The 22,775-nt window shown below is 64.0% G+C and carries 21 protein-coding genes and 1 pseudogene; 4 read left to right on the top strand and 18 right to left on the bottom strand.

Annotated elements, in window-relative coordinates:
* Window positions 1-14: 14 nt before the first annotated feature.
* Together NKI49_RS06285 and NKI49_RS06290 are read right to left on the bottom strand one after the other, a co-directional pair.
* Window positions 15-227, bottom strand: a complete 213-nt coding sequence (locus NKI49_RS06285) for a tautomerase family protein (RefSeq protein ID WP_352601602.1) — start codon at window positions 225-227, stop codon at window positions 15-17.
* An 87-nt stretch (window positions 228-314) separates the two neighbouring features.
* Window positions 315-1,052, bottom strand: a complete 738-nt coding sequence (locus NKI49_RS06290) for an SDR family oxidoreductase (RefSeq protein WP_352601604.1) — start codon at window positions 1,050-1,052, stop codon at window positions 315-317.
* 103 nt (window positions 1,053-1,155) lie between these two features.
* Between NKI49_RS06290 and NKI49_RS06295 the strand changes: the two genes are divergently transcribed.
* Window positions 1,156-2,049, top strand: a complete 894-nt coding sequence (locus NKI49_RS06295; RefSeq protein ID WP_352601606.1) for a LysR family transcriptional regulator — start codon at window positions 1,156-1,158, stop codon at window positions 2,047-2,049.
* 177 nt (window positions 2,050-2,226) lie between these two features.
* Here the strand turns inward: NKI49_RS06295 and NKI49_RS06300 are convergent, their stop codons facing one another.
* From NKI49_RS06300 to NKI49_RS06310, 3 genes are all read right to left on the bottom strand, one after another.
* Window positions 2,227-2,586 carry a hypothetical protein gene (locus NKI49_RS06300; RefSeq protein WP_352601608.1) on the bottom strand — a complete coding sequence of 120 codons (360 nt, stop codon included), beginning with the start codon at window positions 2,584-2,586 and terminating at the stop codon, window positions 2,227-2,229.
* A gap of 25 nt (window positions 2,587-2,611) precedes the next feature.
* Window positions 2,612-4,234 carry an ABC-F family ATP-binding cassette domain-containing protein gene (locus tag NKI49_RS06305; RefSeq protein ID WP_352601610.1) on the bottom strand — a complete coding sequence of 541 codons (1,623 nt, stop codon included), beginning with the start codon at window positions 4,232-4,234 and terminating at the stop codon, window positions 2,612-2,614.
* A 701-nt stretch (window positions 4,235-4,935) separates the two neighbouring features.
* Window positions 4,936-5,535 carry a YdeI/OmpD-associated family protein gene (locus tag NKI49_RS06310; protein ID WP_352601612.1) on the bottom strand — a complete coding sequence of 200 codons (600 nt, stop codon included), beginning with the start codon at window positions 5,533-5,535 and terminating at the stop codon, window positions 4,936-4,938.
* A 289-nt stretch (window positions 5,536-5,824) separates the two neighbouring features.
* Here NKI49_RS06310 and NKI49_RS06315 point away from each other — a divergent pair, with 289 nt between their 5' ends.
* Window positions 5,825-6,553: an SDR family oxidoreductase gene (locus NKI49_RS06315; RefSeq protein ID WP_352601614.1), complete on the top strand. Its 729-nt coding sequence runs from the start codon at window positions 5,825-5,827 to the stop codon at window positions 6,551-6,553.
* Window positions 6,554-6,604: 51 nt separating this feature from the next.
* Here the strand turns inward: NKI49_RS06315 and NKI49_RS06320 are convergent, their stop codons facing one another.
* Window positions 6,605-7,087, bottom strand: a complete 483-nt coding sequence (locus NKI49_RS06320) for a MarR family winged helix-turn-helix transcriptional regulator (protein ID WP_352601616.1) — start codon at window positions 7,085-7,087, stop codon at window positions 6,605-6,607.
* A gap of 114 nt (window positions 7,088-7,201) precedes the next feature.
* Between NKI49_RS06320 and NKI49_RS06325 the strand changes: the two genes are divergently transcribed.
* Entirely contained in the window at window positions 7,202-7,606 is a 405-nt protein-coding gene (locus NKI49_RS06325) for a VOC family protein (RefSeq protein WP_352601618.1), read from the top strand.
* A gap of 31 nt (window positions 7,607-7,637) precedes the next feature.
* Here NKI49_RS06325 and NKI49_RS06330 read toward each other — a convergent pair whose 3' ends face one another.
* Window positions 7,638-8,597: a LysR family transcriptional regulator gene (locus NKI49_RS06330; RefSeq protein WP_352601620.1), complete on the bottom strand. Its 960-nt coding sequence runs from the start codon at window positions 8,595-8,597 to the stop codon at window positions 7,638-7,640.
* A gap of 16 nt (window positions 8,598-8,613) precedes the next feature.
* Window positions 8,614-9,519: a S1C family serine protease gene (locus tag NKI49_RS06335; RefSeq protein WP_352601622.1), complete on the bottom strand. Its 906-nt coding sequence runs from the start codon at window positions 9,517-9,519 to the stop codon at window positions 8,614-8,616.
* Between the two features lie 257 nt (window positions 9,520-9,776).
* Here NKI49_RS06335 and yghU point away from each other — a divergent pair.
* Window positions 9,777-10,644: pseudogene (gene yghU, locus NKI49_RS06340) on the top strand (glutathione-dependent disulfide-bond oxidoreductase).
* A 107-nt stretch (window positions 10,645-10,751) separates the two neighbouring features.
* Here yghU and NKI49_RS06345 read toward each other — a convergent pair.
* The 10 genes from NKI49_RS06345 to NKI49_RS06390 all read right to left on the bottom strand — a co-directional run bounded on the left by NKI49_RS06345 (window position 10,752) and on the right by NKI49_RS06390 (window position 22,373).
* Window positions 10,752-11,054: a DUF1236 domain-containing protein gene (locus NKI49_RS06345; protein WP_352601624.1), complete on the bottom strand. Its 303-nt coding sequence runs from the start codon at window positions 11,052-11,054 to the stop codon at window positions 10,752-10,754.
* A gap of 698 nt (window positions 11,055-11,752) precedes the next feature.
* Complete coding sequence (locus tag NKI49_RS06350) at window positions 11,753-12,523, bottom strand: exodeoxyribonuclease III (RefSeq protein ID WP_352601626.1); 771 nt, start codon at window positions 12,521-12,523, stop codon at window positions 11,753-11,755.
* Between the two features lie 285 nt (window positions 12,524-12,808).
* A complete protein-coding gene (locus NKI49_RS06355; protein ID WP_352601628.1) occupies window positions 12,809-13,447 on the bottom strand; it encodes an alpha/beta hydrolase family protein in 639 nt (212 codons plus the stop codon).
* A 46-nt stretch (window positions 13,448-13,493) separates the two neighbouring features.
* The gene (locus NKI49_RS06360) at window positions 13,494-14,627 is read right to left on the bottom strand and encodes a tetratricopeptide repeat protein (RefSeq protein ID WP_352601630.1); all 1,134 of its coding nucleotides are present in this window, start codon (window positions 14,625-14,627) and stop codon (window positions 13,494-13,496) included.
* Window positions 14,624-15,529, bottom strand: a complete 906-nt coding sequence (gene ku, locus NKI49_RS06365) for a non-homologous end joining protein Ku (protein WP_352601632.1) — start codon at window positions 15,527-15,529, stop codon at window positions 14,624-14,626. The genes NKI49_RS06360 and ku overlap by 4 nt, the downstream gene beginning before the upstream one ends.
* A 229-nt stretch (window positions 15,530-15,758) precedes the next feature.
* Entirely contained in the window at window positions 15,759-18,266 is a 2,508-nt protein-coding gene (gene ligD / locus NKI49_RS06370; RefSeq protein ID WP_352601634.1) for a DNA ligase D, read from the bottom strand.
* Window positions 18,267-18,350: 84 nt separating this feature from the next.
* Complete coding sequence (locus NKI49_RS06375; RefSeq protein WP_352601636.1) at window positions 18,351-18,677, bottom strand: hypothetical protein; 327 nt, start codon at window positions 18,675-18,677, stop codon at window positions 18,351-18,353.
* Between the two features lie 13 nt (window positions 18,678-18,690).
* Window positions 18,691-19,920 carry a GNAT family N-acetyltransferase gene (locus NKI49_RS06380; protein ID WP_352601638.1) on the bottom strand — a complete coding sequence of 410 codons (1,230 nt, stop codon included), beginning with the start codon at window positions 19,918-19,920 and terminating at the stop codon, window positions 18,691-18,693.
* The gene (locus NKI49_RS06385) at window positions 19,921-21,222 is read right to left on the bottom strand and encodes a polysaccharide biosynthesis protein (protein WP_352601640.1); all 1,302 of its coding nucleotides are present in this window, start codon (window positions 21,220-21,222) and stop codon (window positions 19,921-19,923) included.
* Window positions 21,219-22,373 carry a glycosyltransferase family 4 protein gene (locus NKI49_RS06390; RefSeq protein WP_352601642.1) on the bottom strand — a complete coding sequence of 385 codons (1,155 nt, stop codon included), beginning with the start codon at window positions 22,371-22,373 and terminating at the stop codon, window positions 21,219-21,221. The genes NKI49_RS06385 and NKI49_RS06390 overlap by 4 nt, the downstream gene beginning before the upstream one ends.
* Window positions 22,374-22,775 lie beyond the last annotated feature (402 nt).

Below are 22,775 nucleotides of genomic sequence, written 5' to 3' on the forward strand. Positions count from 1 at the left end.
GCTCGGCCCATGCACTACTCTTTCGCGCGATAGTCTTCCGGCACGACAAACACTTCGTCGGCCCGGCCATAGCCGCCGTCGGCGACTTCCTCCACCAGCACCATCGTATAGGGCCGGACGGCTTCGCCGAAAAAATCGACGAACATCGCGGTCGTTCGATGGATGAGGTCTTCCTTTTGCGCCTTGGAGAGGGCCGCTTGCGGCATCTTGATGTTGGCGAATGGCATGATCGTTTCCTTGTTTCTTGCGGGTTTCTACATCTGGGATGAAACAGGCCGGCAGGGCCGATGCGTCATGGATTGGCTGCCGCCTGCTCAGACCGCGCCGCCATTGGCGCGGATGACTTGGCCGTTGACCCAGGCACTGTCCGGCCCGGCCAGGAATGAGACCAGTCCGGCAATGTCGTCGGGCCGGCCGAGCCGGCCGAGCGGGATCAGTCTGCCGATCGCCTCGATCTGCGCCTCGCTCTTGCCGTTCAGGAACAGGGCGGTCTCGACCGGTCCGGGCGCCACTGCATTGACGGTGACGCGGCGCGCGCCGAGCTCCTTGGCCAGGATATGGGTCATCGCCTCGACGCCCGCCTTGGTGGCGGCGTAAACGCCGTAACCCGGCTGATAGAAGCCGACGACGCTGCTGGAAAAATTGATGATGCGCCCGCCGTCGCGAAGCCGGCGCGCGCCCTCCCGCATGCCGCGAAACACGCCGCCGAGATTGATCGCGATTTGCATATCGAACGAAGCGTCATCGGTCTCGGCGATCGGCGACGTCTTGATGATCCCGGCATTGTTGACGAGGATGTCGATGCCGCCGAATGCCTTCTCGCCGGCATCGAAAAGCACCGCGATGCCGGCCGGATAGGCGATATCGGCCTGAACGGCGATCGCCTTGCCGCCGTCGGCTTCGATCGAACGCACAAGCTCTTCGGCCTCCGCGCGTCCCCGTGCATAGTTGACGACGACGGCCACGCCATCGCGGGCGAGCCGCTGTGCGATGGCCGCGCCGATGCCCTTGGAAGAGCCGGTCACGATCGCCGCTTTGGTTTGATCTGTCATGGACGTGTCTCCGCTTGGTTGGTGACGCGGATATAGGCGGAGCCGTGTTCCGGATAATCATCCTTCTGTTGACATCACTATTCGTAAAATGCGAACAAATGCCATGGATCGGCTGGACACGATGCGGCTCTTCGTCCGCGTTCTGGAGCGCCGCAGCTTCACCGCTGCCGCGGCCGATCTCGGCCTGCCGCGTTCGACCGCGACGGAAGCGATCCGGCGGCTCGAAGCGCATCTCGGCGCGCGCCTGCTGGAGCGAACGACGCGGCAGGTGAACGCCACGCAGGACGGCGAAGCCTACTACCGGCGCTGCCTGTCGATCCTTGCCGAGATCGAGGATGCCGAGGCCGTTTTCCGCCATGCCGAACCGTTCGGCCTGCTGCGCATCGACGCCAGCACGCTGCTCACCCGCACGTTCCTGTTGCCGCGCCTGCCCGAGTTCCTCGCCCGCTATCCCCGCGTCGATCTGCAGATCGGCCAAAGCGACCGGCTGGTCGATCTCGTGCGCGAAGGTGTCGACTGCGTGATACGCGTCGGCGACCCGCCCGACAGCGGCATGATCATGCGCCGCCTTGCGATGATCCGCGAGATCACCTGCGCCAGTCCGGCCTATCTCGAACGGCACGGCACGCCCGCCTCCCCCGATGCGCTCGACGGCCATCAGGCGGTGGGGTTCGTCTCCTCGCGAACCGGCGAGGTGCTTGCTTTCGAATTCACGGTGGGCGGAAAAATTCTTGAGGTCAGGTTGCCAGCCCGCGTCGCCGCCAACAATTCCGACACCGCCGCCGACCTGGCGCGGCTTGGCCTCGGCCTCATCCAGGCGCCGCGCTATCGCTTCGAGAAGGACCTGGCCGATGGAACGCTCATCGAGGTGCTGGCCGACTATCCGCCTTCGCCGACGCCGCTGTCGGCGCTTTACCCGCAGAACAGGCAGCTCTCGCCGCGCCTTCGCGTCTTCCTCGACTGGGCATCGCGGATCTTCGCCGAAGCGAACCTGTAGGAGGAGGCAAATTGCACGGCACGTTGCCCGGCCGTCGTCGTGCCCGCTTCTGTTTGCGTGGGGCTGTGTGGGAACTGCAATCGAAGCTGCTCAGGCTGCGTGGCGATGGTTTGGCGAACCCGAATAGCGGGAGCAGCCATGCAGGCACCTCCGCTTCGTCTCGGAGGCGGATCGTGGCTAGGGATATTTCGTCTGATTTGCACCCGCAGGGTCTAGATCGCCTTGTAACTCCTTCGGCAGCGGCAGGCTTGAGCACCGCAAGTGCACTTCGCGGGAAAACAATTTTCGTTGCTTCTGCTCATGCTCCTTGACGGCTGCCACGAGCCCTAATGAGTACGGGCCAAGCAAGACGCCGAAGCCCCATCCCGGATGCTCTTTTTCGCGAGCGTCATAGTCTGAAGCAGCCATGCGAGCTTGCTGGCATTCCGGCGACGCCCATTTCTGGTCTTGCTGCGAAAGCGACGACTCGTAGTCGACCGGAGACGTCACGCATCCAGCCAATGTCGCGGCTGGTACGACGAGCATTGCAATTCTCATCCCGAAGCCTTTCCCAACCGTCTCCCTAACTCCGCAGCCCCGGCGCTTCCTGCCCCGTGCGCTCGACATACTCCGTATAGCCGCCGCCATAGGTGTGGATGCCTTCCGGCGTCAGCTCCAGCACGCGGTTCGACAGCGCCGCCAAAAAGTGCCGGTCGTGCGAGACGAACAGCATTGTGCCTTCATATTGCGACAGCGCCGCGATCAGCATCTCCTTGGTGGCGATGTCGAGGTGGTTGGTCGGCTCGTCCAGCACCAGCAAATTAGGCGGATCGAACAGCATCAGCGCCATCACCAGCCGCGCCTTCTCGCCGCCTGACAGCACCCGGCACTTCTTCTCGATCTCGTCGCCGGAAAAGCCGAAGCAGCCGGCGAGCGCCCGCAACGGCGCCTGGCCGGCCTGCGGAAAATTGTCCTCCAGTGTCTGGAACACGGTGCGCTCGCCCTCCAGGAGCTCCATGGCGTGCTGGGCGAAATAGCCCATCTTGACGCTCGGCCCCCGCGCTACGGTGCCATTGTCGGGCTCGGAAGCGCCCGCCACCAGCTTCAGCAGCGTCGACTTGCCGGCACCGTTGACGCCCATGATGCACCAGCGCTCGCGGCGGCGGACCTGGAAGTCCAGCCCCTCATAGATGGTGCGGCTGCCATAGCCCTTATGGACGTTCTTCAGCGTCACGACATCCTCGCCGCAGCGCGGCGCCGGCTGGAACTCGAAATTGACGATCTGGCGGCGCTTGGGCGGTTCGACGCGGTCGATCTTGTCGAGCTTCTTCACCCGGCTCTGCACTTGTGCCGCATGCGAAGCGCGCGCCTTGAAGCGCTCGATGAAGGCGATCTCCTTGGCCAGCATCGCCTGCTGGCGTTCGAACTGCGCTTGCTGCTGCTTGTCGGCGATCGCCCGCTGCTGCTGGTAGAATTCGTAATTGCCGGAATAACCGGTGAGCGAACCGGCGTCGATTTCGACCACCTTGTTGACGATGCGGTTCATGAACTCGCGGTCGTGCGAGGTCATCAGCAGAGCGCCGTCATAGCCCTTCAGGAACTGCTCCAGCCAGATCAGGCTTTCGAGATCCAGATGGTTGCTCGGCTCGTCGAGCAGCATGACATCGGGGCGCATGAGAAGAATGCGGGCCAGCGCCACACGCATCTTCCAGCCGCCCGACAGCTTTCCGACATCGCCGTCCATCATTTCCTGGCTGAAGCCCAGACCGTCCAGCACTTCCCGCGCCCGGCCGTCGAGCGCATAGCCGTCGAGTTCCTCGAACCGGTGCTGTGCCTCGCCGTATTTCTCGATGATCTCGTCCATCCGGTCGGCCTGCTCGGGATCGGCCATGGCAGCCTCGAGTTCCGCCATTTCGGCCGCCACGTCGCTCACCGGCCCGGCGCCGTTCATCACCTCGGCGACGGCACTGTGGCCAGACATGTCGCCGACATCCTGGCTGAAATAGCCGATGGTGACGCCGCGATCGACCTGCACTTGGCCCTCGTCGGGCTGCTCCTGCCCGGTTATCATGCGAAACAGCGTCGTCTTGCCGGCGCCGTTGGGCCCGACCAGGCCGACCTTCTCGCCTTTCTGCAGCGCCGCCGACGCTTCGATGAAGACAAGCTGGCGGCCATTCTGCTTGCTGATGCTTTCAAGTCTGATCATGCGGTTTCCGGGTAATTGGAACTTGGGAGAATTTCCCCGGGCCATACGCGATGGCAGGCGCCAGAGGAAGAGGCGCAAGCGCCGCATGCGGCCGATCTTCCCCCTTGTGGAGGAGATGGCCGGCAGCCAGAGGGGGGCGCTATCCCGATGTCCTCTCAATCCATCGACATCCGCCGAGGCGTTCGTACCCTGTTGCGATGCAAACAAAGTTGGCGATCCTTGGCGCCCCCCTCTGCCCTGCCGGGCATCTCCCCACGAGGGGGAGATTGGCAGCTTCAGCCCGCCAGACAGACTCCAGAAACAACATTCAACACCCGGGAAAAACTGGCGAAAAGATCGCCTGCCATAACCATCCCCGCGGTGGTCAAACGGGCGCGGCACCACGCAAAGGGATGGTCCCGAAAATGCAACGACGTTCGACCGGATGGATGGTGCCCTGACAGGCATTTCGTTTGCCATGCTTGCGGTCGCGCAGTCGGGTGCGGAAGCGGCGGCTACCCGGAGCGAATATTGCAGCCAGCTCGGTCTTCAACTTGACGGAGCCATTTTTCGCCAACCAACGTTCGCTTGAAGCGAGATGAGCGAAGCAGCCAATCTCCCCCCTTGAGGGGGAGATGCCCCGCAGGGCAGAGGGGGGCGTTAAAGCGCCGGCGCACCCAGCGACATCTCCGCTCGCACCGCGGGAAGCCGGCAGGCGCCACCTACTTCTTGCCCTGCGGATGGATCGTCTCGCCGCGCTTCAGCATGGCGACGAAGGTCTCGATCTTCTTTCTGCGGCCGGCCTCGGTCTTCATGTTGTGGGTGCGGAAGGCGAGCGCGAACCGGTTCTGCGCGCTAAGCTTGCCCAGCATCTCCTTCGCCGCCGGCTCAGTGTCGATCGCCGCCTGCAAATCGTCGGGGATTTTCATGACCTTGCCGCTGCCGTAGGCGCGCGCCCAGCGCCCGTCGGCCTTGGCCGCCTCGACCTGTTTCAGCCCATGCTCGGTCATGCGGCCCTCTTCGATCAGCCGCGCGACATTGTCGATGTTGATCTGGCTCCAGATGCTCTTCCTGCCGCGTGGGGTGTAGCGCTGCAGAAAACTCCTGTCGTCCAGCCCCTTGCGCACCCCATCGATCCAGCCGAAGCACAGCACCACGTCGATCGCTTGCTTCGGCGTGATAGACTTCAGTCCCGAGCCCACCTTGTGCACCTTGATCCAGACCTCGGTTTCCGTGGCGTGGTGTTTGCCGAGCCAGGAGTAGAAGCTGGCCGCGTCGGGGAATTCCCGAATCTTGTCGGGATCGACCTTGACCGACGCCATCAGTGGGCCTGCCCGTCGAGTGCGGTCGTCGCTCGTGCCATCGTCGTCTTGCCTCCAGCATCATGGCCGTCGTCATCGGCCAGCCATCTTGGCATGATTTTCCGTCAATTTCGTCAGCAGCGGAATATGCTCTCTGGCCACAGAACTTGGCCCGGAGCGCTTCGCCGAGCTGAAAGTGCTGACCACCAATCGGCATTGCCGATGGTGTCATCGGTTTCTTCCGTTTCCCTTTGCCGCGCCAAACCGCCAATCCCCTGCCCTTGTCCGAACAAACGAAGGCAGAGCGGATATGAACATTTCAAACCAGAAAATCCTGATCGTCGGCGGCGGTTCCGGCATGGGCTTGGCCCTGGCGCGGCGTTGCGTCGAGACTGGCGCCAAGGTTGTCATCGCCGGGCGCAGCGAGAGCCGGCTGCGGCAGGCGCGTGAGGTGTTGGGCAATCCGGCCGGCCTGGAACTGGCCACTCTGGACATCGCGCGGGAGGACGAGGTCGCGGCATTTTTTGCGCGGATCGGCGGGCTCGATCACATCGTCAGCACCGCGGCCGATATCGAAGGCGCCTATCGGCTGTTGCCGGAACTTGACCTGAAGGCAGCGCAACGGGTGGTGGAGAGCAAGTTCTACGGCCCGCTGCTGCTTGCAAAGCATGGCGCGCCACGGCTCGGCGTCACCGGTTCGATAAGCCTCGTCTCCGGCATCGCCGCCTACAGGCCGGCCGCGCGCGGCTCCGTCGTCGCCGCTGTCAACGCGGCGATCGAGGGGCTGGTGCGGGCGCTGGCGGTGGAACTGGCGCCGCTCCGCGTCAACGCGGTGTCCCCGGGCTGGGTCGACACGGATATCTGGACACAGGTCGCCGGCAACAGAAAGGACGAGACGCTCGCCGCGATGGCCGAGCGACTGCCGGTCGGGCGGGTCGGCCGGCCCGAAGACATCGCCGACGCCATTTTCTTCCTGATCGGCAACGGTTTTACCACGGGAACGACGCTGCATGTCGAAGGCGGCCATCGCCTGGTTTAGGGGTCAGGACTCATTGTTTCAGAGGAAGAGCTGACTGCTGACGTGGACCACCTACAGGCCGGTGAGCAATTTCTTCAGCAGAGCGTTAAGAGCTTCCTGCTCCGCCGGCGTCAGCACGGAGATCAATTGCTCTTCTAGCGCCGCCATTGGACCGATCAAATCGTCTATCGCGCGCTTGCCGCCGGTCGTTAGCGCAATTTGCTTACCGCGCCGGTCGTTAGGATGGGGGCGTCGTTCAACCAGCCCTGCGCGCTCCAGGCGGTCCAGGCGACTCGTCATGCCGGCCGAGGAGATCATTGCCGATTCGTAAAGCTGAGTAGGAGAAAGCACATAGGGTTCACCGGCGCGCCTGAGCGGCGTGAGCACATCAAACTCACCTACATTCAGGCCTGCTTCTTTGAGCAGCGGGTTCATGTGATCGCGGATCACACGCGCTGCGGCATCAAGCAGACGACCGACCGTCTCAACGGGTAACAGTGGAAGATCGGGGCGCTCGCGGGCCCATTCCTTAGCTGCGGCCTCGGCACGATCCATGCAGATATTCCTCGACAAAATGTATCTTGCTATTAAGATATACGCCAGCTACTAACATTGCAGGAAGACAGTAGCGCAGCGCATATCCCTATATCCCTGGAGAAGGAAAAATAGATGTCCAAAATGATTTTCGTGAACCTGCCTGTTCGGAACCTGTCGGCGTCTACCAGGTTCTACGTGGCGCTAGGCGGCACCGTGAACCCGCAGTTTTCGGGCGAGAAATCCACCTCTCTCATGTTCTCGGACACGATCGGGGTGATGCTGCTGACCCATGACCACTACCGCGAATTCACGACGCGCCCCATCGGCGACGCACGGCGCGACAGCCAGGCAATGATCGCTCTCACTGTCGATGACCGCGACGCCGTCGATGCAACGCTGACGAGCGCGGTTGCGGCGGGCGGTCGCGCCGATCCCAATCCGGCACAGGACCTTGGCTTCATGTATAATCGCCACATTGAAGACCCGGATGGCTATGTTTGGGAAATCGTATGGATGAACCCAATGGCGAACGCCTGAACATAGAAGGCTACCCAATGAGCGCGACCAGTTAAAACAAGGCGTTGGATCCGTTCCCCGATTTAAATCCTGAACCGGTTCGACGGTCTCGCGAAGCCGGCGCCAGCGTGTCGCGCGCGGCGGAGAGCAATTGCCGGAGCGCCGGCGGCTGGACGCGCCGCCGCCGCCAGATCATCGCCAGCGGCGCCGTCTGCGCCCGGCCGGGCCACGGCAACTCGATGAGTTCGCCACGTTCGAGCGCATCGCTGACGGCAAGGCGTGGAACGAGGCCGAGCCCGGCGCCGGCTGCGACCAGCCGGGCAATGGTGCCGATGCTGCCGACTTCGGCCGCAAGCCTGGGCGCCGCAATACCCGCTTCGGCAAAAGCGGTGTCAAACATGTGCCGGTAGATACATCCAGGCTCCGTCGCCACGAAGCGCAGCGCGGCAAGGGCTGCGAGATCGGATGGCACGGTGCCCTGCCCCGGAGCCGCGACCAGCAGCAGCGGTTCGTCCAAGATCGTGCGCCTGGCCAGGCGTTCATCGGCGGCGCTTTTCGCGTCGCGATGTTCGAAGCAGAAGGCGACGTCTATGTCGGCGTCTTCCAGCAGCCGCAGCAGCGTACCGCTGTCGGCCACCTTCATGTGTACGGCGATGTCGGGATGGCCGGCCTGGAACCCCGGCAGCCAAGGCGCCAGCCGGGCCGAGGCGATGGTTTCCAGAGCGCCGATGGTCAGCGTTCCGCTCGTCCGCCCGGCAGCCAGCAGCACCGCCGCGCGCGCCTCGCCATCGAGCCGCAATAGCTCTTCGGCGATCGGCTTTAGTGCCATCCCCGCCGGGGTCAGTTCCAGCCCGGTCCTCAAGCGCATGAACAGGGCAGCACCGAGTTCGGCCTCGAGCGACTGGATCTGGTCGCTGACACTCGACTGGGCAAGATGCACCGCCTCGGCGGCGCGCGTGATATTGCGGCTTCGCGCCACCGCGAGAAAGGTCTTGAGCAATCTGGGATGCATCCGCTGGCTGGCCCGCTTACTGCAGCTGCGGCTTCTTGAGAAAACTGCCGCGGTCCGCCGACTTGACGCGCAGCCAGGTCTCGCGGCCGTCGCGCACCACACGTATCGGGATTTCGGCGCCAGCCGAGCCGCTGTCCCACAGCTTGCGATAGAAGTCGGCGAGCCCGTCGACCGCGCCGTCGCGGACCTCGGAGATGACGTCGCCTTCGCGCAAGCCTGCCTTTGCCGCCGGACCGCCTTCGGTCACGCTCATCACCACCACCTTGCCATCGCTTTCGGCCGACAGGGCGCCGAGCCACGGACGCGGCGGCTTGGCCACCTGGCCGCGTGTCAGCAGGTCGTCGAGAATGGGCGGCAACAGATCGATCGGCACCACCATATTGATGTCGGCAACCTCGCCGGCGCGGCTCATCTGCAGGCGCAGCGAGCCGATGCCGAGCAACGCGCCATCGGCGCCGAACAGCGGCGCACCGCCCCAGGACGGGTGCGCGGGCGCGATGAAGATCGCTTCCTCGAGCAGATATTCCCAATAACCGGCGAATTCCTGCTTGGTGACGATCCGCGCCTGCACCGATTGACCGATGCCGTCGGCAAGCACGACCGCGTCGCCGATCCTGGCCCTGCCGGCGTCGCCGAGCGCCACGGCCGGCAAGCCGAGCGGCGCCAGCGCCTGGACCAGGCCGAAGCCCGATTCCTGGTCATAGGCCAGCGCGTGCGCGGGGATGATGCGGCCGTCATGGCTGGTCAACCAGACTTCCTCCGCCTCGGTGATGAGATAGCCGATGGTCAAGACCAGCCCGTCGTCGCGGATGACGACACCGCTGCCTTCCCTGAGCGTGCCAAGCGCACCGGCGGTGAAGGCATCGTCGGGAACAGTGGCGCGCACGGCAACGACCGAACGTGGATTGGGATTGATCGCCATGCTTTCGTCCTGGGTGGGCTTGGGTGACATCTCTATAGGTATGCCACGAAGGGGCAGGCGCAAGGGTCGAGAAGAAGTCCAATTGCCAATATCAGCCCAGCCCCCATTCCACCGTCACCACACGGCGAGAAATGCCAGGCAGGGCAAGCAGCCGCGCTTGCATTGATAATAGTTCAACGCAAGTTGAACTTTCTCCGTTGCAGCCCTAGCTGTAGCCGGAACCGCCTCAACCCCCGCCCAGAAGACGAGACCTTGAGATGACCCAATACACCCCGCCGAAAGTATGGACCTGGAACAAGGCGAATGGCGGCACCTTCGCCAGCATAAACCGGCCGATCGCCGGACCGACGCATGACAAGGAATTGCCGGTCGGCAAGCACCCGCTGCAGCTCTATTCGCTGGCGACGCCGAACGGCGTCAAGGTGACCACGATGCTGGAAGAGCTTCTGGCTCGCGGCCATCAGGACGCCGAATACGATGCCTGGTTGATCAGGATCAACGATGGCGACCAGTTCGGCAGCGGCTTCGTCGAGGTCAATCCCAACTCCAAGATTCCGGCTCTGATGGACCGCAGCGGCAAGACGCCCGTGCGTATCTTCGAATCCGGCTCGATCCTCGTCTATCTCGCCGAAAAATTCGGCGAATTCTTGCCGGCCGAACAGCCGGCGCGCGCGGAAGTCCTGTCCTGGCTGTTCTGGCAGATGGGCTCGGCCCCGTATCTGGGCGGCGGCTTCGGCCATTTCTACGCCTATGCGCCGGAAAAAATCGAATACGCCATCGACCGTTTTGCCATGGAGACCAAGCGCCAGCTGGACGTGCTCGACCGCAGGCTGGCCGAAACCGAATATCTCGGCGGCGCCGACTACAGCATCGCCGATATGGCTGTCTGGCCCTGGTATGGCGGCCTGGCGCTCGGCCGCATGTACAATGATTCCGCCACGTTCCTGTCGGTGCACGAATACAAACACGTGCAGCGCTGGGCGCAGGCGATCGACGCACGCCCGGCGGTCAAGCGTGGCCGCATGGTCAACCGCGCCGTTCGGCGAACCGGCCATGCAACTGCACGAGCGCCACGACGCCAGCGATTTCGACACGAAGACGCAGGACCGACTGGCGGCCGAATAACCGGCAGGCGCCAGAGCCCTCAGAATATGCGAGAGCCCGTCACGGCCACCAAGTCGTGACGGGCTTTTCCAGACGCGGCCCGACATGGCGGCCGCTGCCCGCCCGGATCAGTGCAGGACCTCGACAATCTGGCGGGTGTCGGGATCGACCAGAACCGTCTGGTGGTTGATCACCGCGACGCGGTATCTGACGTCGGGCACCTCGCGCAATTCGACCGTGTCCGGTACAGAGGAGCCGAGCTTGAGTTCGACGCCCAGAAGGTTGACCGACGCCAGCGGCTCCCTTTCGACGTATTGGCGAACGACCGTCTCCTGTTCCGGCTGGACCACGACGACGTCTTCCGCCAAAGCCGCGCCAATGCCGCCCATAAGGACGACTACAGCCGCCGCACCCGAAAGATAATGTTTCACAACAACCTCCATTGTGGTTATCGACAATCCGCCCTTTGTGAAAAACTCCATCGCCCGTCCGAGGTTCCATCGCGAATTTTGGAAAAATAAATCGTGAAATCCACCAATCGGCTTCTTCTTGTTATTCTGAACCACGAAATTCCTTGACGTATATGCTCGGAAATCGATGATATTTGGCGCGACGCATGGAGCTTAATCTACTCGGGGCGTGATGCTTATTTTCCAGCGATCGCTGGATAATGGTCACAAAGCACCACCGCCTCACAAGGGCGCTCGACTCCATTGCTTTAGGCAAAACTAACGTACGGCGCGCAACCTCGTTCCAGTTGCTCGCCAGGAGCCGCGAGAAGCCGCCGGGCCGTTTGCCGGATCTGGATTGGCCCCACGTCGCGGTCCGTAAATTCCGTCATGCCTGCCGCCGCTGGCCATCATGTTTTTGCCCGCTCCAGCAACCCGATGGCGCGCCCCGTCATATATGTTAATTGGCTAAAATAGCGGAACGTCCAAGGGACATTGCCGGAACCGAACGGGGCCCCTCGGACCTTTGCGCACGACACACAAGACCTTGGTCCAACAGGGGGAATGGACAAGGTCCTCTGCTGCGACCGCCGTTGACATCAAGCCTCATAGGGCTCGGTCCGTTTCGTTTCCTGCTCTTGCCCGGAACAACAAAGCGGATAGCTCGCAATCAATCGCCGCTAGCCTATCTCCACCCAGACCGGCGCATGGTCGCTGGCGCCGTCCTCACCACGCACGTCGCGGTCGATGCCGGCGGCGGTCAGGCGCCGCGCCAGCGCCTTCGACAGCAATATGTGGTCGAGCCGCAAGCCGGCATCGCGCGGCCAACGGTTCCGGCGGTAGTCCCAGAATGTGTAGAGCGTTTCCGTCGGATGTTTCTTGCGCAGCGCATCCGTCCAGCCCTGCTCGATCAGCCGGGCGAAGGAAGCCCGGCTTTCCGGCTGCACCAGCGCGTTGTCGTCATAGGACCGGGTGACATAGATGTCACGCGGCTCGGGCACGATGTTGTAGTCGCCGGCCAGCACCACTGGCAGGCCGGTGTCGAGCAACTGCTCGGCATGTGCTTCCAGCCGCGCGTGCCAGGCCAGCTTGTAGGCGAATTTCGGCCCCGGCTGCGGATTGCCGTTCGGCGCATAGAGGCAAGCGATGACGATGCCGTTCACCGCTGCCTCGATATAGCGGCTCTGCTTGTCGGCCTCGTCGCCGGGCAGGATTTCGCGGGTCAGCACCGGTTCCGAACCGCGAGCCAGGATGGCTACTCCGTTCCAAGTGGGCTCGCCCTTCCATACCGCGCCATAGCCGGCTGCCGCCAGCGCCGAGCGCGGAAACTGCGTATCGCGCGCCTTCAGCTCCTGCAGGCAGACGACATCGGGCTTTGCCTCGGCCAGCCACGCCAGCAGGTTGTCCAGCCGGCTGTTGATGTTGTTGATGTTGAAGGAAGCGATCTTCATTGAGGAATATGAAGCAGGAAGGCGAAGCCCATCGCAAGTGGGGTTGAATGCGATGCCGGGCCAAAGGCCAATGTCGGCGCTGCCCCTCATCTGCCTGCCGGCATCTTCTCCCCGTATAGCGACGGGGAGAAGGGAGCTGGCCGCATCGCCGTGCCATTTCTGCACCTTTGGCGATTGGCGAAACCGGCGACGAGAGCGTCCTTCGCCCCGTTTACGGGGAGAAGATGGCGGCAGCCAGATGAGGGGCAGCGCCGACAGCCGAAAAGAATGCCGGGCGCACGCGCCCTAAACCCTCTCCACCCAAGCCTTCACCGTCTCCGCCAGCGTCTTCAGGTGATCGGCCGTCGAAAATCCCGAAATGCTCTTGCGCGGCTTGAGGTCGTGGTCGCCATCCTCCAACCAAATGATCTCGATCGCATCGGACAGCCCGTAACCCGCCACCTCATCCCTGGTGCCGAACTCGTCGCGCGTGCCTTGGAAGATCAGCGTTGGCGTTTTGAGACCCGCCAGATGCTTTGTCCGCAATTGCTCGGGCTTGCCGGGCGGATGGAAGGGATAGCCGAGGCAGACCAGCCCCGAAATCTCGCCCTTGGCGAACATCTCGTCCGCCACCATGGAAGCAACGCGCCCGCCCATCGACTTGCCGCCGATGATGAGCTTTCCGGTCACGCCCTTCGCCCTGAGGTCGGCGATCGCCTTGATGTATTCCGGGTTCACCGTCTCAGCCCGCGGCGGCGGCTTGCGGTGGCCGTAGCGGCGGGCCGCCATATAGTGGAATTCGAAGCGCGCGACCTGGAAGCCTGCGGCGGCAAGAGCCTTGGCGGTGGCGGTCATCGAAGGAGAATTCATCGACGCTCCGGCGCCGTGCGCGAGCAGGATGGTGACGGGCGCCGTGTCGTCGCCATCGAAGAGGAAGCTGGTCATGGGATGGCCTTCCTACAAAGGCCGTGTTCAAGCGCGACCATTGCCCTCACCCCGCCGACTTCCGCGCCAGCTGCAAATCGACGAACTGGATCCCCTTGGCCGCCACCCCAGCCCATTCGGATTCTGCATCCAACTCGAGATAGCGCGCCCACAGTCGCCGCGCCTCGGGCAAATTGCCGGCGTCGAATTCGAGCCTGGCGAGATTGAACACCGGGTCGGCATAATTGCCGTCGAGGGCGATCGCCCTCTGCAAGTGCCTGCGTGCCGAGGCATCGCGGCCTTGCTCGCTCATCAGTCCGGCGAGGTTGAACCAGGCTTCGACGAAGGCCGGGTCGAGTTTTATGGCGCTGATATAATCGTGCGCGGCATCAGCCGCGTGGCCGCCGGCGCGCAGGCAGTTGGCGCGGTTGAAGGCGGCGATGGCATCGCTTGGATCGATGGCGAGGCAGCGCTGGTAGAGCGCGGCGGCCGCGTCATGGTCGCCGCCCTCCTCCGCCGCTTCGGCCTCGGTGAACAGCTCTTCCAGCGTTTCGTCGCCTGCTGCACCCGCCGCGCCCAAATCGAACAGCAACTGCCCGTCGAGTTCGCTCTGGCCGCTTTCGAGATAGATCGCGTCGGGCCGCCCGTGTTGGGAGCCGACATTGAGCGACTTGGCTGTCAGCGAAGCTACGGGCCCGGAGCGGTGGACGGAACGCGCGATCGCGCCCCAGGTGGCGCCGCCGGCCAGCAGGCCCGCATATTTGCGCGCCAGGATCAGGTCGCGGAAGGAATAGGGTTCGCCGTCATGCTCGAAGGCGTCGAACAGCGACAACAGGTCGAGGTCGGCGCCGGATAGCCGCGATTGGTCGATCAGCGATTGCCGTGACAGCGAGGACGCCTCCGGCGTCTTCATCAGTCCGAGCAGGCGCAGAAAACCGTTCTCGCTGATCAGCTTGTGCCCGGCGGCGCGCTCGGCGGACACGCGGCGCTCGATCTCGACATCGCCATTCTTGGTCAGCCCCGCCCTGGCGAGCCCAGCCTTGACCAGCAAACCGCGCCCGAACACGACATGCGTGGTGCGCCTGGTGACGCCGCGCCGCAATTGGCCGTGCTGGCGCTCGACCTCGCGCGCGGCGAGCCTGAGCGGAAACGCCGCCAGCGCGCCGATGGTGCCGAAGACAGCGCCGGCCTGTGCCGTCATTTCTTGCTCTTGCCGACCGCCTTGAGCAGATTGGCCTTCAGCGGATTTTCAGCCGCACCGCCCGCGGCCGCCTTCTTGGCGGCGGGCTTGGCGGCCTCGTCGGCCTTGCTCTTCGACTTGGCCGGCGGCTTCGACTGCGAAAGGCTCGCCTTCAGCGCATCCATCAGATTGATGACGTTGCCGCGCTCGGGCGCCGCCGCGATGATCGGCTTGTGGCCCTTCAGCTTCTCGCGAATCATCCCCATCAGCGCGATCTCGTAGCGGTCCTCGTAGTTCTTCGGATCGAAGGTGGTTTCCTTCTGCTTGATCAGAGCTTCGGCTAATTCAAGCATTTCCGGGTCGGGATTGCCGGCGGGGATGTTGCCGAAATATTCAGCTGTGCTACGCACTTCGTTCGGATTCCTCAACGTGCACACGAACATACCGTTCTCGCGCGCGCCGATCGTCACCACCCGTTCACGGCTGGACAGGACAAGCCGCGCGATCGCCAGCTTGCCGGACTTGCGCATCGCTTCGCGCAGCACGGCGAAGGTCTCCTCCGCCATGGCGCCATCCGGCGCCAGGTAATAGGGCGCGTCTTGGTAGATGACATCGACCTCGTGCTCGTCGACGAAGGCCTCGATATTCATCGTGTGGTTGGATTCGATACGCACCGCGTCGAGGTCGGCGTCATCGATGATGATGTACTGCTTGTCCTCGTATTCGTACCCCTTGACCAGATCCGCACGCTCGACCAGCCCGAGTTCGGGGTCGACCGGCTTCATGTTGATGCGGTTGTGGGTCTTCTTGTGCAACTGGTTGAACGAGATGCGTTCGCTGGCGCTGGTGGCGGGATATAACCGCACCGGACAGCTCACCAGACTGAGTTTGAGGTAACCTTTCCAACTTGCCCTGGGCGCCATGATGAACTCCTACGCGGCCATGCACTGACATCTATGGCAGCGCTTTTCGTCCGAAGGACGAATGAGGCTGCGCAAATCCTACACCGACCCAGCACTTTACAGGCAAATCCCTGACGAAATGTTTTGGGCGCCGGAAGGGCCGCCCAAGGAGAATAATTCAAATTGTTGGAAGCGTCGATGGAGTTGGAATTTAGACGCTAGCGGGACAGCGGCGGTCCTCATTCTCCGACTACCTCCGCGTTTCCGATACCATCGGCAAATCCCGCGCGAATTCTTCGATCTCCGCCCAGGGGTCGCCCGAGGTCGCCAGCAATCCCGGCAGCGAGGAATAGTTCAAATCCTGCGGTGCATCGATCAATTCCAGATCCGTCCAGCTCACCGGTGTCGAGGCCGGCAGGTTGGTGCGGGCGCGCAAAGAGTATGGTGCTGCGGACGTGTGGCCGCGCGCGTTGCGGTGATAATCGATGAAGATACGCCGCTTGCGGTTGTCCTTGCCCATGGTGGTGGTGAAGGTATCGGGCGCCGTCGCCGCCAGATGCGTTGAGATCGCGCTGGTCGCCTGGTGCAGCTTCTTCCAGTTCTGCTTGCGCGTCACCGGCACCGTGATGTGGATGCCGTTGCCGCCCGAGGTCTTGGCGAACGGTACCAGCCCAAGCCCCTCCAGCTCGCTTTTGATATGAACCGCGGCCTCGACCACTTCGCGCCACGAAATCCCCTCGCCCGGATCGAGATCGAAAACGATCTGGTCCGGCCTGTCGAGATTGGTGCGGTGGGTACCCCAGGTGTGGAACTCGACGACGCCGAACTGCGCCAGCGCCAGAAAACCCTTGGCGCCTTCGACCGAGAGGTAGGATTTGGTCTCGCCCTCGGAATTGGTCGCCTCGAAGGTCACCACCGAGGGCGGCATGCCGGTGAAGGCGTGGCGCTGGAAGAAACAGTCCTTCGGCAGGCCGGTCGGGCAGCGCACCAGCGACACCGGGCGGCGGCCGAGAATGTGCGGCAGCATGAAGTCGCCGACCAGCGCGTAGTAGACGGCGATGTCGAGCTTGGTCGGTCCGGTCTTGCCGAACAGCCGCCGCGTCGGGTTGGTCACCCAGATGGTGGCGAGGTCCGCCTCCGAGATCAGCCGCTTGCGCTGGGGTGAGACCGGCGTCGACAGGCCGACATCGCGCAGGCCGCGAAACACCGCATGGCGCAGCGCATTGTCCGCCGTGCGGTTGGCGTAGTGGATATGAGCCGAAAACAGCGGCTTGACCCAATTCATCTCGCGCATGATTTCGCGCGGCACGCCTTCGGGTGCCGTGGCGCCCGATGTGAGCGGCTCCAGCCGGGCCAGCAGTTCGGCGGCGGTCTCGGCGTCGAACCCGGTGCCGACCTTGCCGCGATAATGCAGCTCGCCGTCCTCGAACTCGGCAAGCCCAAGCGCGGCGAGCCCCTCGGCAGCGTCCGACGTGGTGTAGCCGGCAATGATGAAATCGCCGTTTTGTAGCGCCTTGGTCTTGGTCCAGCTTTTGCTGCGGCCGCTCTGGTAGATCGCGGTCGCCCGCTTGGAAACCACCCCTTCCAGGCCGAGTTCCGTCGCTTGCTCGTAAAGCCCCTGCCCCGAGCCTTCGACATGATCGGAAAACTGGATGGCGGAGTTCGCCCCCAGTCCGGCGAGCAACTCGGTAAGCAGCGCCTTGCGCCGGACGAGCGGCGCCCTGGTCAGGTCCCAGCCGTCGAGATGCAAGAGATCGAAGGCATAGAAATGCAGCTTGCTGCCGGCGCCCTCGGCCAGCGCATCCTGCAACAGCGCGAAGCGGCTGATGCCCTTGGCGTCGAGCACGACGATCTCGCCGTCGATGATGGCCTCGCGGCACGGCAGTTTGGCGAAGGCGTGCGGCAGGTCGCCATAGCGCCTCGTCCAGTCGATGCCGCCGCGGGTGATCAGCCGCACCTCGCCGTCGGCGAGATGCGCCATGGTGCGGTAGCCGTCGAACTTTATTTCATGCAGCCAAGCCTCGCCCGTCCGGTCGCCCGGGTCCTCGCCACCCGGCGGTTTCGGCACCTGCGTCGCCAGTTGCGGCTCGATACGGCTGAGTGCCGGCGCCTTGACGGCGCCCGGCAGCGTACCGGGCTTCAGCGAACCCGGCTTCGGCGCGGTCCTGGCGACAGGCTTCGCGGCCGCAGCCAGTTCCTCGATTCGCAATCCGGATTTTACGCTTTCCGGCCGCGCTTCGAGGATGTTCAGCGACGTGTCGGCAGCAAGGTCGCGCTCCTTGAACAGCAGCCAGTTCTTCTTTTCCGCGTCCTCGCCGGGCTTCGGCTTCAGCCTGGTCAGCATCCAGCCGCCATTGAGCTTCTCGCCGGCCAGCCGGAATTTGAAGGCGCCGGTGCGCAGGCTCTTCTCGACATCGTCCATCGGCGCCCAGGTGCCGTTATCCCAGACGATCATCGGCCCGCCGCCATATTCACCTTCGGGGATGACCCCCTCGAAGTCGATATATTCGAGCGGATGATCCTCGGTCTCGACCGCCAGCCGCTTGTCGGCCGGATTGAGCGAAGGCCCGCGCGGCACCGCCCAGCTCTTCAGGACATCGCCGACCTGCAGGCGCAGATCGTAGTGATCTGCCGTGGCGTGATGCTTGTGGACGACGAAGCGGTTGCCGCCGCCGGCGACCAGCCCGCCGGCGGGCTCCGGCGTCTTGGTGAATTCGCGCTTGGCGCGATAGGTTTTGAGCTTGGAAGGGGCTGGCATGTCAAGGATCGCAGCGCACGGCAGCAAGTAAGAAGCGCCTCGTTCCTCCGCACACGTTGTGGTTGGCCGTGCTCTTCCTGAATCTCAATCGTCGGTCGCGGGCGTCAGCTCGAGGTCGTCCGGCGACAGGCCCTGCTGTAGCTGGGCGAGCCGGAATTCGTCGACCCAATAGGCCTCGCCGTCGACCAGCACGCGGGCCCGGTAGGCGCCGTCCGAAAAACCCTGCGCGGTGATGTAGACCTTGTGGCGGTCGAGCGCCTTGCGCACCGCGGCGCGCTTGGAATTCTGGCCTATGACGGGACTGACCATGACGCTGCCCTCTGTCGCCCTGACACGCAACGCGGCCGTTCCCGCAGCCTGGCGACTGGGCTCAAGGATGACGGAGACGCGCTGTCCTGTCAATTTTCGCATCGCAAGCCACCCCTCACGACTTCAACCGCCGCAGGCGGCGCATGAAGCCTTGGCCGGCCTTGAGCAGCCGCGGCCTGGAGCGCACGAAAAGCTCGGTCCGGCCGCGTAGCGAAATACAGGCGTTGGCGCCCCTGCCCCGCAGCGTCATCGCCTCGCACAGCTCGGCCAGCACCGAACTCGCGGCTCCGATATGTTCCTTGTAGCCCTGGCTGCCGACCGACAGGTCGAAATAGTCGAACCCATGCTCGCGCCCCCACATCATCAGCTTGCCGAACGTCGTCAGGCCCGGTGAAGCGTTGTTGACCGCATTCTGGTCGATCCCGAGCAGGAGGCCATGAAGCGTGCCTTTCCTGACCAGCACGTAAATGACCGCGAGCCAGGCTTCGCCGACGCGCAGCCCGAACAGCCGCACCGACCCGTCGGACAGGCCTTGGAGCGCAGCGTAGCGATAGAAACCGACGACCGGCGCCCGCGTCAGCAGGTCGAAACGCCCAAGGTCGCGAAAGCGCTTCAGCCTGAGTTCGAGCAGCGTGTCGAAAAGTTCCTCCATCAGCGCCGGCGTATCGGCCTCGACCAGATCGAGGCGGCCAATCTGCTGAAAACTGCGGCAGTGCCTGTGGAAGGCCTTGGCGAAGGACGGCTTGCAGATCCGCTTGATAAGCGTCTCGGGTTCGCCGTGCATGGCCAGACCGGAGGTGATCTGGTAGGAATTGCGCGCTGCCGAGAGCAAGGCAAGCGGATTGTCGATGCCGCATATCTGGCGTGGAATGCCGGCGATGTGGATGCGGTCGGCCGGCGGCAGCGCGGTGCGCACAGCCGCCCACGCAGCCTCAGCACTTTGCCTGGACCATTCCTGCCTGTCCGCAAGCAGCGGCGCCGAGTAATCGCAGACGCCGCAGCTCAGCCATTCGATGACCGTGTGGCCGAAAGCCCGGCGCCGCATCAGCGGCAGCAGCATGACGGGCTCGTCCGTGGCGGCGTCCCTCACCTCGACGACGAGCAGTTCGGCACCTTGGGGCATCAGCCGCTTTGCGATTCCCTCGACCCATGCATAGGCCTGGTGCGCGGTGCACACGCCTTCCGTCTGGCAGCGAAGCCAGAATGGCCTGGCGCTTTCAAGGCTTGTGTGCAATCGCGCCGTGTAAGCGCCGCTCGCGGCGACGCCGACAGAATGGGAGACCTGACCGCCGGGCAAACCGGTCACCGTGGCAACCCGTAACGCCTGGCCCGCGACATCCCGCACCTATCGTTTCGCCGCTGCGAACGGAACCGCCCGCCGCCACGAGCCCAACCAGCTGTCGCGCTGCTCGTCCGGGTGCTCGACGTTCCATATGCGGTGATGCGCGAAATACCACGAGGCCACGAGCACGAAGATCTCGGAGACCGCGGAACCCAGCAGCGACCACCGCGGAGACGCGATTGCCAGCAGTATCGCGATCAGCGCCAGCCCAACGACCGCGCCACCCATCGTGATGAACGCGACGGTCCGGAAATCGCCGAGGATCTCAAGGACGATGCGGGGCATGACATAAAGCATGACAGGGATAAAATTCGCCATCACGAAAAGCCCGATGAACCCGACCGAGGCATCCTGGAGAGCCTGGGATTTTATCATCGGCAAGACGAACAGGATGGCGCATCCATAGACGAGGCCGCCGAGCCCCATGACCAGCGACCAGATCTTCGCCTGCGCCCAGACACGGCTTGTTTCGTTGTTGCGCATCAGCTTCGCCAGTTCCGGCTGCGTCATGTTGAAGAGAGCAAGGGTGATGATGCGCAACGGGGCAAACAGCACGAGGACCGCCGCCAGCGGTGCGTAAGCAGCGGGTCCGGCAATGCCCGCGACCAGCAGGGCCAGGCATTGGCCCTGGATGTTGGTTGTGGTCGCGCTGAACGCCGACCAGCGCAGCTGCGGCCAGAGCCTGGTGTAGCGGCGGCGTGTCGGCAGGCGGAAGCTGATGCGAAGCGTGCGGCGCGCCAGCCGGGCCAGAACGGCAATGCCGAATAGATTGGCGGCGGCCAGTGCATAGAACACGGTCTGCAGCGCATCCTGGGTCAACCAGATCGCCAGCCCGGTCAGGACAGTGCCGACGATTGTAAAAGCGGCGTCGCTGATGGACACGACCACCTGCTGGCGGCGCGCGAAGAATGCCGTGCGCATATGGCTGCGCAGCGACCATGCGCCGACGAAGCCGCCAGCGGCGATGCCGCTCGGATCGCCCAGCAGATGCATCAGGATCGCCGTGCCGACGGCCATCAGCAGCGCCACCACCAGCGCCGCCGACCCGAAGGCCACGTCATGGGCATCGACGCCGGCGCTGTTGGTGCTCTTGCCCATCCATATCGAGGCGGGCACGGCGGTGAGCGACCGGATGTAGGACAGGCCGACGCCGCCCATCACCATGCCGATGGCGAAGAGACCGTAGCCTTGTGCCGACAGCAGGTGCAGCAACGCGATATTGAGGGCAAAGTGAAAGCCGCTCTGCATCGCCTCCCCGCCGATCATCAGCACGAGGCGCCGCATCAGATGGACCGGGAATTTCACGGCCGGGTCTCCGCCTGACGGGCGGTTGCCCGCCTGCCGGGCCTCGCCATGGTCGCTTTCAGCTTGTCGGCGGCGATCGCGGCGATCGCCGCCGCCGCGACCGGCTCGCTGAAGATCGCTTCGTAGCGCGTGCGCCCGGCGGCGGCAAAACCGCGCCAGCTGTCTGGCCGCAGCATGATCTCGCGCAATTTCTCGCCAAGGGCGGCGGGGTCGCCGGGCGGAACATGCCACCCGGTCTCGCCGTCGCTCACAACCTCGACCAGCCCGCCGATCGCCGACACCAGCGGCGGGCGGCCATAGGCCATCGCCTCGATGGCGACGCGGCCAAGCGATTCTGGACGCCGCGACGGCACGGCGACGATATCGGCCCAGCGGTAATGCGCCGAGGGATCCGGCACGAAGGGCAACACGCTGACCTGCGCCGCGAGGCCCATGCTCTCGACCAGTTCGGCCAGGGCGCGCTCGCGCTCGGGGCTTTCGAAGGCGCCGCCGACCAGCCGCAGCTCGACCCTCGAGCGCAACTCCGCCGGCATCGCGGCGATCGCCTCCAGCAGCACCTCCTGGCCCTTGATCCTGTTGACGCGGCCAAGCAGCAGCACCCGCAGCGGACGCTTGCCGTCATAGGTCGTCGGTTCGGCCGCCGCCGGACCGGCAACGCCGTTATAGACGACATGGGAGCGCGCGGATTTGGGATCGCCGAACGCGGCGCGGGTGGCGCGCGAATTGAAGATGAGGTCGGCATGGCTCCAGCGCATCAGGCCGACGAGCACGCTGCGCATCGCGCCCTCGGGAATTTCATGGATGTGCAGCACCGCTTTATGTGGGAGGAGGCGCGCGGCAAGTGCGTAGTCGGCGACGATCGAGGTGTTGACATAAACGAGGTCGCGGTCGCGCAGGCGTCGCCATGCCCGCCACACCGCCACCGGCAGCCGCGCCATCTCGACGGTTGCGAGGCGCAGAATGGCCTGGCGGCGCAACACCCACAGCGGTTCGAAGACGATGCGGCTCGCATGCGGTTCGAGGATCTGCACGATCGGCCCGCTGCGCGGCAAGACCACTTCGATGTCGGCGGACGGAAACGCGGCGCGCAATGCGGCGACGCTTTCCGCGAAGCTCCGATCGGAGCCATAGAGTTCATAGCCCTGATGCACGCACGCAATCCGCATCTTCACATGCATCTTTCTGCCAGGGCGGTTTGGCGATCCCGCTGCCTGACGGTATCAGCGATCGGTGGCATCAAGTCGCCCTGGACTTCATTGGTTTGCCGGTACGGTCATGAGATGGAAGTTGGAACCCGGGTCAACATCAATGCTGCACGCTATCCGCCAGTTCCGGCGCAAAGAAGCCATGAGCAAGGATCATGCCGGGCCTGATTTCTTCGTCTACCGGTCGCCAGACCCGGTCAGTGCCTCTTTTCGATACACCTACGCTGGGATAGTTGACCGATGGTGAAACAGACCCGGCGTTTGGAAGAAATATTTTACATCCCGGTGCAATGGTGGCGGGGATCGAGCCTGACGTGCACGCAACGTTGCGGTTTTGAGATGAAGCAA

The organism is Mesorhizobium sp. M0587 (assembly GCF_040320945.1).
Taxonomy (GTDB): Bacteria; Pseudomonadota; Alphaproteobacteria; order Rhizobiales; family Rhizobiaceae; genus Mesorhizobium.

Excerpts from the sequence above, each read along its gene's own strand:
- NKI49_RS06285 (WP_352601602.1), bottom strand. The coding sequence starts at position 227 with ATGCCATTCGCCAACATCAAGATGCCGCAAGCGGCCCTCTCCAAGGCG.
- NKI49_RS06290 (WP_352601604.1), bottom strand. The coding sequence starts at position 1,052 with ATGACAGATCAAACCAAAGCGGCGATCGTGACCGGCTCTTCCAAGGGC.
- NKI49_RS06295 (WP_352601606.1), top strand. The coding sequence starts at position 1,156 with ATGGATCGGCTGGACACGATGCGGCTCTTCGTCCGCGTTCTGGAGCGC.
- NKI49_RS06300 (WP_352601608.1), bottom strand. The coding sequence starts at position 2,586 with ATGAGAATTGCAATGCTCGTCGTACCAGCCGCGACATTGGCTGGATGC.
- NKI49_RS06305 (WP_352601610.1), bottom strand. The coding sequence starts at position 4,234 with ATGATCAGACTTGAAAGCATCAGCAAGCAGAATGGCCGCCAGCTTGTC.
- NKI49_RS06310 (WP_352601612.1), bottom strand. The coding sequence starts at position 5,535 with ATGGCGTCGGTCAAGGTCGATCCCGACAAGATTCGGGAATTCCCCGAC.
- NKI49_RS06315 (WP_352601614.1), top strand. The coding sequence starts at position 5,825 with ATGAACATTTCAAACCAGAAAATCCTGATCGTCGGCGGCGGTTCCGGC.
- NKI49_RS06320 (WP_352601616.1), bottom strand. The coding sequence starts at position 7,087 with ATGGATCGTGCCGAGGCCGCAGCTAAGGAATGGGCCCGCGAGCGCCCC.
- NKI49_RS06325 (WP_352601618.1), top strand. The coding sequence starts at position 7,202 with ATGTCCAAAATGATTTTCGTGAACCTGCCTGTTCGGAACCTGTCGGCG.
- NKI49_RS06330 (WP_352601620.1), bottom strand. The coding sequence starts at position 8,597 with ATGCATCCCAGATTGCTCAAGACCTTTCTCGCGGTGGCGCGAAGCCGC.
- NKI49_RS06335 (WP_352601622.1), bottom strand. The coding sequence starts at position 9,519 with ATGGCGATCAATCCCAATCCACGTTCGGTCGTTGCCGTGCGCGCCACT.
- NKI49_RS06350 (WP_352601626.1), bottom strand. The coding sequence starts at position 12,523 with ATGAAGATCGCTTCCTTCAACATCAACAACATCAACAGCCGGCTGGAC.
- NKI49_RS06355 (WP_352601628.1), bottom strand. The coding sequence starts at position 13,447 with ATGACCAGCTTCCTCTTCGATGGCGACGACACGGCGCCCGTCACCATC.
- NKI49_RS06360 (WP_352601630.1), bottom strand. The coding sequence starts at position 14,627 with ATGACGGCACAGGCCGGCGCTGTCTTCGGCACCATCGGCGCGCTGGCG.
- ku (WP_352601632.1), bottom strand. The coding sequence starts at position 15,529 with ATGGCGCCCAGGGCAAGTTGGAAAGGTTACCTCAAACTCAGTCTGGTG.
- ligD (WP_352601634.1), bottom strand. The coding sequence starts at position 18,266 with ATGCCAGCCCCTTCCAAGCTCAAAACCTATCGCGCCAAGCGCGAATTC.
- NKI49_RS06375 (WP_352601636.1), bottom strand. The coding sequence starts at position 18,677 with ATGCGAAAATTGACAGGACAGCGCGTCTCCGTCATCCTTGAGCCCAGT.